A 13,819-nucleotide genomic window follows, 5' to 3' on the forward strand; every position below is an offset into this window, starting at 1 on the left:
TCAACATCTGGCTGCAATTGAATATAAATATGTCTTAGTAAGCCCTGCTTTGCTAAGGCATGTTTACTTTATAGTTATAGAAAGGAGAAAATATATGACTTATTTTTCTACTATTAAAAAAATTGAATTTGAAGGTTCTTCGTCAACAAATCCATTTGCTTTTAAATTTTATAATCCTGAGGAAAAAATTGGTGATAAAACGATGGAGGAAATCTTGCGCTATGGTGTGTCATACTGGCACACATTTAGGATGGATGGTTCAGATCCATTTGGCGCTGGAACGATGATGCGCCCATGGGATAAATTTAGTGGAATGGATTTGGCTAAAGCGCGTGTAGATGCTTCCTTCGAATTTTATGAAAAATTGGATGTACCATTTTTCTGTTTCCATGATATCGATATTGCACCAGAGGGAGCTAATTTAAGAGAGTCAAACCAAAACCTAGATGTGATTGTTAGTATGATTAAGGATTATATGAAGGATAGTAAAGCGAAGCTGCTTTGGAATACGGCTAATAATTTCACGCATCCACGTTTTGTTCATGGTGCGGCAACATCGAGTCACGCCGATGTCTTTGCTTATTCTGCGGCAAAAGTGAAAAAAGGCTTGGAAATTGGTAAAGAGCTTGGTGCTGAAAACTATGTATTTTGGGGTGGCCGTGAAGGTTATGAAACACTGTTAAATACAAATATGAAGCTTGAATTAGATAATTTAGCTCGTTTTTATACGATGGCGATTGATTATGCAAAAGAGATTGGCTTTGATGCTCAATTCTTAATCGAGCCTAAACCAAAAGAGCCCACGACGCATCAATATGATTATGATGTAGCGACTGCGCATGCATTTTTGCAAAATTATGGTCTTGAAAATCACTTCAAGTTTAATATAGAAGCGAATCACGCAACACTCGCTGGCCATACATTTGAACATGAGCTTCACTATGCCCGCATTCATAATATGTTGGGTTCTGTAGATGCCAACCAAGGTGATCCGTTGATTGGATGGGATACGGATGAGTTCCCGACAGACTTATGGTCAACGACACTTGCGATGTATGAAATTCTTAAAAATGGTGGACTAGGTAGAGGTGGACTAAACTTCGATGCGAAAGTAAGAAGGGGTTCATTTGAGCCGGAAGATTTATTCCATGCGCATATTGCTGGAATGGATGCATTTGCAGTTGGGTTGAGGGTGGCACAAAATTTAATTGATGATAAGGTCTTAGAAAATATAGTAGAAGATCGCTATCAGACATTTACGAGCGGCGTAGGCCTCGATATCGTTCAAGGGAAAACTAATTTCCGTAAACTAGAGGCTTATGCCCTTGGGGTAACTGATATCAAGCAGGTGTCTGGTCGCTTAGAACAAATTAAAGCGACAATCAATCAATATTTATTGAAGGCTTTTGCTGATTAATTGGGTCTGGGGGTATGGCTATGAAGTATGTAATTGGTGTGGATTTAGGCACGAGTGCAGTTAAAATCTTGCTTGTTAATAAAAAAGGTGACGTCGTTCAGGAAGTATCAAAGCCATATCCTTTAATCCAGGAAAAGTCGGGATATAGTGAGCAGAATCCCCATGATTGGGTAGAGCAAACAACTTTAGGACTGGCTGAGCTCATGAGTAATTTCAAGGGAAATCCAGAAGAGATAGAAGGTATTAGTTTTTCTGGGCAAATGCATGGGCTTGTTTTACTGGATGGCAACAATGAAGTGTTACGCCATGCCATTTTGTGGAATGATACCCGAACAACAGCACAGTGTCAGCAAATTTATGATGTGGTTGGTGATGAACGTTTATTAGCGATCACAAAGAATCCGGCATTGGAAGGTTTTACTTTACCGAAAATAGTATGGGTGAAAGAACATGAGCCAGAATTATATAGTCAGGTAAAGACATTTCTTCTCCCAAAAGATTACTTACGCTATAAGCTGACTGGCAAGTTGCATATGGAGTACTCGGACGCAGCAGGGACGCTGTTATTAAATATAAGTGAAAAAGAGTGGAGTACGGAAATCTGTGAGTTACTTGACATTGATCCGAGTATTTGCCCGCCACTTGTTAATTCTGACGAAGAGGTAGGCTTGATTACTGCTGACTTTGCGGTAGCTACGGGGCTTTCAGAGGCTACACGTGTATTCGCCGGTGGGGCTGATAATGCCTGTGGTGCGATTGGTTCGGGCATTTTAGAGGATGGAAAAACACTTTGTAGTATCGGGACCTCTGGCGTTGTTTTGTCCTATGAGGCGAGTGATGACAAAGATTTTGAAGGGAAGGTCCACTATTTTAATCATAGTGCGCCAGATGCTTTTTATACAATGGGTGTTACACTTGCGGCGGGCCATAGTTTAACGTGGTTCAAGGATGTTTTTGCGGCGCATGAATCCTTTGATGATTTATTAGCGGATGTTGGATCTGTTCCTGTAGGATCAAATGGGTTATTGTTTACCCCTTATATAGTTGGTGAAAGGACACCACATGCAGATGCGACGATTCGTGCTAGCTTTATCGGTATGGATAGTGCCCATCAACGAAAAGATTTTGTGCGTGCGGTGCTCGAAGGCATCACATTTTCATTGAATGAATCAATTGAGATTTTCCGAAGTAGTGGGAAAAAAATCGATACAATTGTTTCAATTGGTGGCGGTGCGAAAAATGAAGTGTGGCTTCAAATACAAGCCGATATTTTTGACGCTACAATTGTCAGACTTGAAAGTGAGCAAGGACCTGGTATGGGGGCAGCTATGTTAGCAGCCTATGGATGTGACTGGTTTGATTCACTCCAGCAATGCGCGGATACATTTTTAAAGATTGACAAACAGTTTGTACCAAACCGAGAATATGTGGCGAAATATAAAAAGATGTTTGTTCTTTATCAAGAGATTTACAGTCAAACAAAAGATATTAACAAAAAGATTATGGAGTTTCGTGATTAATAAAAAATTGGCAGAATCTTTATATTTTTTAAGGAGGAAGAAACATGAAGAAAATAGGGTTACAATTCTGGTCAATTCGAGAAGAGATGGAAGAGGATTTATTGGGAATGATTGAAAAGGTAGCGGAAATGGGCTATACAGGTGCACAATTTGCAGGATTCTTCAATCATACGGCTGAAGAGGTTAAGGCGAAGATGGATGAAGTAGGTATTATAGCGGCAGGTGCACATGTTCAGATTACTGATCTCGAAAACAATCTGGATGAGACGTTGAAATACCATGAAACGATTGGCAACGATTTAATTATCGTTCCTTATCTACCAGAAAATATGCGGACAACTGCTGAAGATTATAAACGAACAGCTGCATTATTAAATACTATTGGTGAAAAGGTGCATGCTAAAGGATTTACATTAGGTTATCATAACCATGATTTTGAATTTGACGTGTTTGACGGGAAAACAGGATTAGAAATTCTCTTTGACAATACGGATGAAAATCATTTGAAAATGGAATTAGATTGCTTCTGGGCAGCTTATACGGGAAATAATCCAGTAGAGGTTATTGAAAAATACGGAAACCGATGTGTGTCATTGCATATTAAAGATATGAAGGTTGAAGGAAATCAATCTATATCTACAGAGCTAGGCACTGGAACATTGCCATTAGCGGATTATATTCAAAAGGGGCAAGAGTATAACGTAAGATGGTTTATTGCTGAACAAGAACATTTCACAAAGGGTCCAGTAGAAAGTGCAGCGCAAAATGCTACAGAACTTAGTGCTATTATCGGTAAATGATAATAATTTAGTCCAGGGAGGAAATTGAAGATGAGTCGCTTGAAAATAGGTGTAATTGGGTGTGGAAGTATCGCCAGGCTTAGGCACCTACCTGAATATGCCGCAAATAAGAAGGTAGAAATTGTTGCTGTATGTGACATTGTTGAGAACCGTGCAACAGAAACCGCGGAAATATATAATGCTAAAGCGTATACAAATTATGAAGAGCTACTTGCAGATAGTAGTATTGATGCGATAAGTGTTTGTCTACCAAACTATTTACATGCAGCTGTTTCCATTGCTGCATCAAATGCCGGTATGCATGTGTTATGTGAAAAGCCAATGGCAACTTCACGTGAAGAAGCACAGCAGATGATTGAAGCTGCAAGTGTTGCTAACAAAAAACTAATGATTGGGCATAACCAACGTTTTGTTTCCTCGCATGAAAAGGCAAGGCAGCTCATTGCTAATGGCGAGCTTGGGAAAATTTACAGCTTCCGTACCGCATTTGGTCATCCAGGACCAGAGGCTTGGAGTATTGATGGGCGTAATAGTTGGTTCTTTAATAAGGAACAAGCATTTATTGGCGCAATGGGTGACTTAGGTGTTCACAAAACAGATTTGATGCGCTATTTACTAGGTGAAGAATTTGTTGAGGTCGCTGGATTCGTTGAAACAAATGCCAAAGAAAACACAGATATTGATGACAACGCTGTTTGTATTTTGAAGTCTGAAAGCGGGATTATTGGCACACTTGCGGCAAGCTGGGCCTACACCGCGCAATCTGATAATTCAACGATTATTTACGGGGAAAAAGCAATACTTCGGTTGGAAGACGATCCGCAGTATTCACTAATTGTGCACTATACAAATGGTGAAGTTGTAAAGTATGAATTGGGTGCGATTCAATCAAATGAAGAAGGTGGTCAGCATACCTCACATGTGATTGATCATTTTGTATCAGCAATTATCAATGATACAGATGTGCTTGTATCCGGAGAAGAGGGGATGAAATCACTGGAAGTCGTCCTAGCAGCCTTAAAGTCCCATCAAAATAAAACAATTGAAAAAGTCTAACAGAAGAAGATTCAGTAGGAGGTACTACTTATGAAACTAGGCGTATTCGCGGTGTTATTCGCAGAAAAATCATTTGAAGACATGCTAGATCATGTGAAAAATGCTGGCGTAGAAGCGATTGAAATAGGGACAGGTGGCTATCCAGGGGATGCTCATTGTAATGTTGATGAGCTACTAGCTAGTGAAGACAAGCGTAAGGAGTATTTGGATAAAGTGCAGTCGCGAGGACTGATGATTAGCGCGTTCAGCTGCCACAATAATCCCATTTCACCTGATGAAAAAGTGGCACAAAATGCACATGAAACACTCGTGAAAACGATAAAACTTGCTGGATTACTAGGCGTGCCAGTTGTCAATACATTTTCAGGAATACCAGGTGCTCATGAGGAGTCTAAGCTGCCAAGCTGGCCGGTTTCCCCGTGGCCAACGGAGTACTCGGATATTTACAACTGGCAATGGGAACAAAAACTGATTCCTTATTGGAGAGAGATAGGGAAGTTGGCAGAAGATAGCGGTGTGAAAATTGGTATCGAACTTCACGGTGGTTTTTCCGTGCATACCCCGTATACGCTGTTGAAATTAAGAGAGGCAACTTCACCTGCCATTGGAGCTAATTTAGATCCAAGTCATCTATGGTGGCAGGGGATTGACCCAGTCGCAGCGATTAAAATTTTAGGCAAAGAAAATGCTATACATCACTTTCATGCAAAAGATACCTTCATTGACCAAGATAATGTTAACATGCATGGTCTAACGGATATGCAATCTTATGGAGATGTGCAAACACGTGCCTGGACCTTTAGATCTGTTGGCTGTGGGCATAGTATCCGAGAATGGTCGGATATGATGAGTACTCTGCGCACATATGGCTATGATTATGTGGTCAGTATTGAGCACGAAGATCCATTAATGTCGATTGATGAAGGATTTTCACGGGCGGTGGCGAATTTGAAATCAGTAGTAATAAAAAATCAGCCTGCTGATATGTGGTGGGTGTAACAAAGTAATAATTGTACAGTGCTAAAAAGCGAACGTGTCTACTTGTAAGAGAATCCAACGACTGCATCAGGGCTAGTTACCTAATGCAGTCATTGGATTTTCAAAAGAAATTATGGTTGAACATAATATGCGGGGAGATGACATGATGAAGTCGATTAATATCGGGATGATAGGCTACAAATTTATGGGGAAAGCACATAGTAATGCTTACCGGACGTTACCTATGTTTTTTCCAAAAAGCGCTCAACCTACAATGAAAGTTATTTGTGGGAGAAATGAAGAGGGAGTTTCTCTGGCAGCTAAGCAATTTGGCTGGGAAGAATATACGACAAATTGGAAAGAGCTTTTGATGCGGGATGATATTGATGTAATCGACATAAATGCACCAAGTAACGTACATAAAGAAATGGCAATTGAAGCCGCTAAAGCAGGCAAACATCTTTATTGTGAAAAGCCACTCGCTTTTACATTACAAGATTCTCGTGAAATGCTGCAGGCTGCCGAAGATGCGGGAGTAAAGCATATGGTTGGCTTTAATTATCGTTTTACGCCAGCTGTTATGCTCGCCAAAAAGTTGATTGAAGAAGGTCGTTTAGGCGAAATCTACCATTATCGGGCGTGGTTTTTACAAGATTGGATTACAGATCCGGATTTCCCATTAGTATGGAGGCTGCAAAAAGAGATTGCTGGTTCAGGTGCCCATGGTGATTTAGGTGCGCATCTTATTGATATGGCTCACTATCTTATTGGTGATATATCAGAAGTGATCGGTATGAGCGAAACATTTATTAAAGAACGACCATTTCCTATGGAGATGGATGGATTATCAGCCACAAGTGGAGAGAGTACTGAGAAAGGACCGGTTACAGTTGATGATGCAACGTTATTTTTGGCGAGGTTCACTAACGGTGCACTTGGTAGCTTCGAAGCAACACGCTTTGCGACAGGGCATCGTAGTACGAATTCATTCGAAATTAATGGTAGCAAAGGTAGTGTTATTTTTGATTTTGAACGTATGAATGAATTACAAGTTTATTTCGAAGATGATAAGGAGGATGTTCAAGGGTTTCGTCGTGTGTTGGCAACTGATTCCGCACATGCGTATTCCGAAGCTTGGTGGCCAACTGGTCATACAATAGGCTATGAACACACTTTTACTCATGCGTTTGTTGAATTACTAGATGCCTTGCGTGAAAACCGGCAACCTATTCCTAATTTTGAGGATGGGGTGAAATGCCAGCAAGTTCTTGAGGCTGTTGATTTATCTATAGAACGAAAGCAGTGGATAACAGTATCTGACCTGTAATACATTTGCTGAGAGGAGTATGAATGATGTGAAGAAAAAGGCACTCATTGTATATGGTGGTTGGGAGGGGCATGAACCGGAGGAAGTTGCGAATATTTTTAAAGGAATCCTTGAACAGGAACACTTTGAAGTAGAACTATCTGATACGCTTGATGCATATGCAGATGTTGAAAAACTAAAAGACTTAGATTTGATTGTTCCGCATTGGACGATGGGTGAGATTGAACCGCAATATGTGACTAATATCTCGGAAGCGGTGAAGAGCGGTGTTGGTCTCGCTGGGTGCCACGGTGGGATGTGTGATTCCTTTAGAAAAAACGTAGACTGGCAGTTTATGACTGGTGGTAATTGGGTGGCACATCCTGGAAATGATGGCGTTGAATATACGGTTGCTATTAACTATTCTTCCAGCAGTGTTTTGGAAGGAATTGAAGATTTTAAGGTTGTGAGTGAACAATATTATTTGCATGTGGATCCTGCTGTTGAAGTGCTTGCAACAACTCGCTTCCCAATCGCTGAAGGGCCTCATTCGCTAAATAAAGCAGTGGATATGCCGGTTGTTTGGACAAAACGTTGGGGGATTGGCCGGGTATTTTATAATTCAATAGGCCATTCAGCTAATGTTGTAGCGATGCCGGAAGTATCGAAAATTATGCGAAATGGATTTTTATGGTCGGCAGAAGGAAAAGCGCGATCTAGGAAAACTATGGATGTAAGAAGTAGACCAGCTCACATGTATACCGGCATGGAGGACAATCAATGAAAAATGGGGGAGAACAAATGAAGAAAGTACAAGTAGGAATTATAGGTTGTGGAACGATCAGTTCTATCTATATGGAAAACATCCCGAAGTTTGACAATCTTGAACTTATTGCATGTGCAGATTTAGATATAAATCGGGCGCGTGCTCAGGCGGCAAAATATCAGATTCCGGAAGCATCGACGGTAAAAGAGTTGTTAGAAAATCCTAATGTAGATTTAGTGATCAATTTAACAATTCCTCAGGCGCATGCGGAAGTTGCAATTGAAGCGCTTAAAAATGGCAAGCATGTCTATGGCGAAAAACCTTTAGCGGTGACACGTGAGAAGGCCGAAAATATTTTAGCTGTTGCTAAAGAAACAGGGCTACTCGTAGGAAGTGCGCCAGATACATTTTTAGGTGCAGGTGTTCAAACAGCTATTGATTTAATTGAAAAGGGGGAAATTGGGGTTCCGATTGGTGCTTCGGCCTTTATGATTGGACGTGGTCCTGAACATTGGCATCCAGATCCGATCTTTTTTTATAAGGAAGGTGGCGGGCCGATGTTTGATATGGGGCCCTATTATTTAACAGCGCTAATTGCCTTGTTGGGGCCTATTAAGCGACTGTCAGGTTCAGTTAGAATTAGTTATCCAGAACGTACTATTTTAAGTGAACCAAAAGCAGGCACAAAGATTACAGTGGAAACAGCGACACATATTGCAGGAACGCTTGAATTTGCCTCTGGTGCAATTGGAACAATCACGACCAGTTTTGACGCATTTGGTGGGACAAGCCTTCCTTCCATTGAGATATATGGTAGTGAAGGAACAATGATTGTTCCTAACCCAAATACGTTTGGTGGTCCTGTTCGACTTCGAAAGCGTGGTGAAGAAGAATTTGTTGATATAGAACTCACTCGTAAACACGATGACAACAGTCGTGGAATTGGTGTTGCTGATATGGCAAGGGCAATTTTGAGAGGTGATTCTTATCGAGCGAATGGAGAACTTGCTTACCATGTGCTGGAGGCCATGCATGGTTTCCATGATTCATCTGAACAAGGATCATTTTATCATATGCAAAGCACCTGCAAGAGACCAGAGCCATTGCCTGCTGACGATCAGTTCTCACATGCTTAAGTGTAAAATATTTACTAGTTTTGATGTGTTATTAAAGAGATTTGGTAACTACTTAGGTAAATATATAGTCGGAACTTAACTAATATAATGTTCTTCCAACACCGCTTTGTCGCTTGGTGATGGCCTTACGCAATAAGCCCGTCAGAAGATCACTGTCGGTCTGATTGCTCCGGCTCACACTTGTCGCTCCTTCGCTAGATTGGTTCGTCATAATGGTGAGGTATATCATTTGGTTACTTCCAAATAAGTGGTGCCCGGTCTATAGACATTACTCAAAAGAGAATTGGCCATGCACAACCGAAGTGAGCGAGGAGAATATATCACGGTTCTGTTTTCGAAGCGTAGAAATGAAGCCGCGGATTCGGGCAAACTCTTCAGCCCCTTCTTGTTTTCGGAAGGTGCCCGATACTTTTTGTTTCACTTTCATCATGCGGATGTCCCTTTCAGCCAAATTGTTGTCAAAAGGCACATGCTCATCTCGAATAAACCGCAGAACAGTGGATTTATGAATGCGTAAACGCTCGCCTAGATTAGCTGCTTTACTCTTTTTCTTTCTTCCACGTTTCGTAGGGGCATCTGGTTTGGAATTTGTGATCCATTCCTTTTCTCCCTGCTCCAAAATGCGGTCATAGCGTTGTTCCCAATCGAGAACAATTGCGTTTTCAATTGGCTTCCCATCGTGTCCCCACTTTTTCTTATGATAACAAGCTTCTTGTAAAAGGTTTTTCATATCGGTAGCCCATTGGTGATGATCATAGTCGATAATCCCTTGGCACTCACGGAGAAGGTGGGCTCCACACAAGGCATGGGTAAAAGAATAATCCGCGTGGAAATAGGAAGCCCAACAGTCGTGGACAAGCGTTCCCCGATAGATTGGCAGACAACCACGTTCATCAATCGCTATCTTTCCACGGTTTTTATGTACATGGTAAAGAGTCCATTCTGAATTACTGACCACATGTAGCCACTGGGTTTTCCCTTCGATACGTAGACCTGTTTCATCGGCATGAAGGACTGGGCTTTTTACTAACTGCTCTTGTATGTATATATTTAGGGGTTCGATTTTCTTGGAAACAGAGGCTAAACGGTTGAGAAGGGTCGCTTCGCTAGGGCGATAGCCAGTCAAGTCTTGAAAAAGCTGACTGATTCGTTCGAGGGGGAGGTAATGGAAAACGTTCAAATAGGTACACCAAGCTGTCCATCCATCTCTATACTGAGCTGGTGCTATCACGTTTTCCGGGAATGATGCTTGTTGGTGAGCAGAACAGTGAGGACAGCACTTCTTTTCAACTCGATGCTCCGTAACCACAGTACGAGGAAATGGCAGATCAAAGACTTGTCGACGGGCATACCCTTCTGATCGGACATCAGTAAGAGAAGTCTCACAATGAGGGCAGACTTTCACCTTGTGCCATTTGATTTCATCTGGCTGATCTATCATCTCAAGGGTATGACCGTCATTGCCCTTTGGGGCGCCTTTCTTTCCCCCGGTTTCCCGTAAACTTTTCGGTTTACGTAATCCATCACTGGAGGGTGGTTTACTGCTGTTCGTACTGGTTAGCCCAACTTGCCGTTCTAACACTTTTACACGTGTTTCTAGTGTGACAATGTGATTTTCCAACTTTTCAATATAGAGCAGAAGACCAGTGATAAACGCTGCAATTTCAGATGGTTTTCCATGACTAATCTCATCGATTTGTTTGGGTGTGTATTTCATCAGAGTTTTCAACAAAGTCTGATCCTTTCTATGAGTATCTCCGTTGGACTAATGATTTTATGTCATCTCCAGCGAAGGCGTCAACTGGGGTAGCCGAAGCGATGAGACTGATAGTGGTTTTCTATCAGGCTTATCGCGGGAGGCATCCCCAAGCGCCAAGCGTTGTTGGGAAGAATATGAATTGTATAGTTAGTAAATAGATACCCATATCGAGATTATTGAAACAATTCAGGTACCTAAGTAGTTACGAGATTTGAACCAAAAAGTAGTCCTGTATGAATATTGAATTCATACAGGACTACTTTTTTAGTATCATACTGTCAACAATTTCGCCACACTGCGAGAAATCTCATGTGTATTAATCGTAGATTCAATCTGCTTATTGTTTACACAGGTTATAAATTCCGCTACTTCATAATACATAGACTCATAATCATGTTGTACGGAAATATCCTCTGTTTGCCCATCTCGATATTTGATGATAATCTGACTAGGCTCACTGATTTTATCAATTTCAATAACACCATTCTCGCCTTGGATTTCACTTGGATAATAGGAGTCCGAAATCTTAGAGTACATTAAAATCGCTTCAAACCCATCGTACTGTAAAATCATACTGCCTTGACCAATTGCGCCAGTCGACAACAAATAGTCATTTTTCAGTACAGACTTTGGTTCGCCAACTAAATGGATAAGCGGGGCAATCGTGTAGACGCCTAAATCCATTCTTGCACCATTGCCGAGCTCGGGCTTGAAGGCATTTTCGATAATCCCATCCTTGTATTTATCATAGCGTGAAGAGTATTGGTTGTAATGAAAAACAAATCGACGGAGTGCACCAATCTTATGTAAGTGCTTTTTCACATTGAGAAATGCGGGTGTAACGGTCGACTTCATCGCTTCCATATACATCGTTTGGTGCTGATTCGCAACTTGAATCACTTGATCCATTTCATCTACAGATGTTACTGCAGGCTTCTCGCAAAGAACGTGAATACCATTTTGCATAGCTAAGATACTCTGCTCTGCATGGAAGACATTTGGTGATGCGATATAAACAGCGTCAATATCTCCGCTTTGAAACATCTTTTCCATATCTGTATAGACATTTTTGACCTCGTATTTATCGGCAAAACTTCTGCCTGTTTCCTCAGTTCTAGAATAGATTGCACCAATGCTAAATTCAGGATGTGCGTTAGCTGCTGCAATCAATCGATCTGTAATCCAATTTGTTCCGATGATGCCAAATCTCATAGTGCGATCCCCCTCAGTTAATAACTACCGATTTAGAATTATGAATCGTTATTATTGTGTCATAGTAGCCCCTTATTCGCAACTTAAAAAATTGAATACTCACTCTTTTCCTCTACCTAATGGAAAAAAAGTGTGTGTAGTTGTCGGTACATACAATCTATACTAATAGTACATCCAAAATAATGAAACAACAAGAAATGGAGGAATTGCAGATGAAGAATATATTATTAGCATGTTCAGCAGGGATGTCGACAAGTTTGCTAGTAGGAAAAATGAAGGAGGTTGCGCAAGCAAAAGGAATTGAAGTGAACATTTGGGCAGTTTCACAGGACAAAGCGATGAAGGAAATTGAAAACGCGGATGTTCTGTTAATCGGTCCACAAATGAGATTTTTGAAAAAAAAGTTTTCAAAAGTTGCAGAAGAGGTGGGAATACCTTTAGAGGTCATTGATACGATGGCGTACGGAAGATTAGATGGAGAAGCGGTGTTAAATAGAGCGCTAGAATTAATCGGTAACTAATCTAATAGACAAAGGGGAGAACAAGATGGAGAACAATAAATTTATGAACTTTCTGGAAAGTTTTTTGCTGCCAATTGCAGATAAACTTAATAATAATCGCTATTTAACCTCATTACGTGACGGATTTATGATAGCGCTGCCATTAATTATCTTTGGATCGATATTTGTTGTTATTGCAAATTTGCCGTTTCTTGATAAAGTGATAAGTGCAGAAGCATTAGCAGCCTATCAAAATGCTTTAGGTCCAGCTTCAGCTGCAACATTAAGTTTGATGGGGCTATTTGTTATTGTCGGTATTGGTTATAAATTGACTGAACACTACAAAGGAGAAGCGATTTATGGTGGTGTGATTGCATTAGCATCTGTACTTATTATGACACCACAAGTTTTAGACGGTGTTTCAGGTGTTATCCCGACTGCAAGTTTAGGGGCACAGGGGATGTTTTTGGGGATATTTACCGCTTTTATTTCAGCTGAACTATATCGCTTTTTTGTTAAAAAAGAATGGACAATTAAAATGCCCCCGGGTGTTCCTAGTGCCGTAGCAAAATCATTCAGTGCATTAGTTCCCGTTACGTTAACATTAACTGCCTTTTTAATAATCCGAATTCTATTTAGTTATACTACATTTGAAACGGTACAGAACTTTATCTATACTGTCATTCAAGGGCCATTGACTGTCTTAGGAAGTGGATTACCTGCTACGATTGTTGCAGTGCTGCTCATTCAAGTATTTTGGTTCTTTGGTTTACATGGCCAAATTATTGTTAACTCTGTATTTGACCCAATCTGGTATACATTGAATGAACAAAACTTAGCTGCGTTCCAAGCGGGAACAGAATTGCCTAATATTATAACAAAACAATTCATAGATTCGTTCCTCGTTGGAATGGGCGGATCAGGTATGACATTAGCTGTTATTATTCTAATTTTCATAATCGGAAAAAGTAGACAGCTTAAGGAATTAGCTAAATTAGGAACGCCTTCAGGTATCTTTAATGTAAACGAACCAATTATCTTTGGGCTACCTATCATTTTGAATCCTTTAGTAGTGATTCCATGGCTAATAGCACCCGTTGTTGTTACATTAACTACGTATTTTGCAATGGCAACAGGATTAGTTCCACCACCAGCAGGAATTATTGTCCCTTGGACGACACCACCTATTTTGAATGGATTCTTGGCAACAGGTAATGCATGGCAGGGTGGAGTGTTGCAAGCCTTTAATCTATTTGTTGTCATGATTATTTGGTGGCCGTTCTTACGAATCATGGATAAAAAATACTATGAAACTGAACAAATAGAGAAATAATTACTATATATTGAAATTTGGAATTAAGAAGGAGTA

The 13,819-nt window shown here is 40.6% G+C and carries 12 protein-coding genes; 10 read left to right on the plus strand and 2 right to left on the minus strand.

All coding sequences use genetic code 11. The features are described from left to right. Positions 1-94: 94 nt before the first annotated feature. The 8 genes from xylA to N1I80_RS09155 all read left to right on the plus strand — a co-directional run bounded on the left by xylA (position 95) and on the right by N1I80_RS09155 (position 8,979). Positions 95-1,417, plus strand: a complete 1,323-nt coding sequence (gene xylA, locus N1I80_RS09120) for a xylose isomerase (protein ID WP_340737566.1) — start codon at positions 95-97, stop codon at positions 1,415-1,417. 20 nt (positions 1,418-1,437) lie between these two features. Next, the gene (gene xylB / locus N1I80_RS09125) at positions 1,438-2,937 is read left to right on the plus strand and encodes a xylulokinase (protein WP_340737567.1); all 1,500 of its coding nucleotides are present in this window, start codon (positions 1,438-1,440) and stop codon (positions 2,935-2,937) included. A gap of 44 nt (positions 2,938-2,981) precedes the next feature. Then, positions 2,982-3,737, plus strand: a complete 756-nt coding sequence (locus tag N1I80_RS09130; protein WP_340737568.1) for a sugar phosphate isomerase/epimerase family protein — start codon at positions 2,982-2,984, stop codon at positions 3,735-3,737. Positions 3,738-3,767: 30 nt separating this feature from the next. Then, entirely contained in the window at positions 3,768-4,793 is a 1,026-nt protein-coding gene (locus tag N1I80_RS09135; protein WP_340737569.1) for a Gfo/Idh/MocA family protein, read from the plus strand. Positions 4,794-4,823: 30 nt separating this feature from the next. Next, a complete protein-coding gene (locus N1I80_RS09140) occupies positions 4,824-5,792 on the plus strand; it encodes a sugar phosphate isomerase/epimerase family protein (protein WP_340737570.1) in 969 nt (322 codons plus the stop codon). Positions 5,793-5,937: 145 nt separating this feature from the next. Further along, complete coding sequence (locus N1I80_RS09145; RefSeq protein ID WP_340737571.1) at positions 5,938-7,098, plus strand: Gfo/Idh/MocA family protein; 1,161 nt, start codon at positions 5,938-5,940, stop codon at positions 7,096-7,098. A 19-nt stretch (positions 7,099-7,117) separates the two neighbouring features. Further along, positions 7,118-7,861, plus strand: a complete 744-nt coding sequence (locus N1I80_RS09150; protein WP_445683642.1) for a ThuA domain-containing protein — start codon at positions 7,118-7,120, stop codon at positions 7,859-7,861. Between the two features lie 17 nt (positions 7,862-7,878). Continuing rightward, a complete protein-coding gene (locus tag N1I80_RS09155) occupies positions 7,879-8,979 on the plus strand; it encodes a Gfo/Idh/MocA family protein (protein WP_340737573.1) in 1,101 nt (366 codons plus the stop codon). Between the two features lie 268 nt (positions 8,980-9,247). Here N1I80_RS09155 and tnpC read toward each other — a convergent pair whose 3' ends face one another. After that, a complete protein-coding gene (tnpC, locus tag N1I80_RS09160; protein WP_340737574.1) occupies positions 9,248-10,708 on the minus strand; it encodes an IS66 family transposase in 1,461 nt (486 codons plus the stop codon). Between the two features lie 300 nt (positions 10,709-11,008). Then, positions 11,009-11,950, minus strand: coding sequence for a Gfo/Idh/MocA family protein (locus tag N1I80_RS09165; protein WP_340737575.1), 942 nt, complete (start codon positions 11,948-11,950; stop codon positions 11,009-11,011). Positions 11,951-12,147: 197 nt separating this feature from the next. On the opposite strand from N1I80_RS09165, the gene N1I80_RS09170 reads away from it, so the two are divergent. Both N1I80_RS09170 and celB read left to right on the plus strand, forming a co-directional pair. After that, entirely contained in the window at positions 12,148-12,471 is a 324-nt protein-coding gene (locus N1I80_RS09170) for a PTS sugar transporter subunit IIB (RefSeq protein WP_340740009.1), read from the plus strand. 25 nt (positions 12,472-12,496) lie between these two features. After that, the gene (celB, locus tag N1I80_RS09175) at positions 12,497-13,783 is read left to right on the plus strand and encodes a PTS cellobiose transporter subunit IIC (RefSeq protein ID WP_340737576.1); all 1,287 of its coding nucleotides are present in this window, start codon (positions 12,497-12,499) and stop codon (positions 13,781-13,783) included. Positions 13,784-13,819 lie beyond the last annotated feature (36 nt).

Source organism: Sporosarcina sp. FSL K6-3457, assembly GCF_038007285.1.
Classification (GTDB): Bacteria; Bacillota; Bacilli; order Bacillales_A; family Planococcaceae; genus Sporosarcina.

Excerpts from the sequence above, each read along its gene's own strand:
- xylA (WP_340737566.1), top strand. The coding sequence starts at position 95 with ATGACTTATTTTTCTACTATTAAAAAAATTGAATTTGAAGGTTCTTCG.
- xylB (WP_340737567.1), top strand. The coding sequence starts at position 1,438 with ATGAAGTATGTAATTGGTGTGGATTTAGGCACGAGTGCAGTTAAAATC.
- N1I80_RS09130 (WP_340737568.1), top strand. The coding sequence starts at position 2,982 with ATGAAGAAAATAGGGTTACAATTCTGGTCAATTCGAGAAGAGATGGAA.
- N1I80_RS09135 (WP_340737569.1), top strand. The coding sequence starts at position 3,768 with ATGAGTCGCTTGAAAATAGGTGTAATTGGGTGTGGAAGTATCGCCAGG.
- N1I80_RS09140 (WP_340737570.1), top strand. The coding sequence starts at position 4,824 with ATGAAACTAGGCGTATTCGCGGTGTTATTCGCAGAAAAATCATTTGAA.
- N1I80_RS09145 (WP_340737571.1), top strand. The coding sequence starts at position 5,938 with ATGAAGTCGATTAATATCGGGATGATAGGCTACAAATTTATGGGGAAA.
- N1I80_RS09150 (WP_445683642.1), top strand. The coding sequence starts at position 7,118 with ATGAATGATGTGAAGAAAAAGGCACTCATTGTATATGGTGGTTGGGAG.
- N1I80_RS09155 (WP_340737573.1), top strand. The coding sequence starts at position 7,879 with ATGAAGAAAGTACAAGTAGGAATTATAGGTTGTGGAACGATCAGTTCT.
- N1I80_RS09165 (WP_340737575.1), bottom strand. The coding sequence starts at position 11,950 with ATGAGATTTGGCATCATCGGAACAAATTGGATTACAGATCGATTGATT.
- N1I80_RS09170 (WP_340740009.1), top strand. The coding sequence starts at position 12,148 with ATGGAGGAATTGCAGATGAAGAATATATTATTAGCATGTTCAGCAGGG.
- celB (WP_340737576.1), top strand. The coding sequence starts at position 12,497 with ATGGAGAACAATAAATTTATGAACTTTCTGGAAAGTTTTTTGCTGCCA.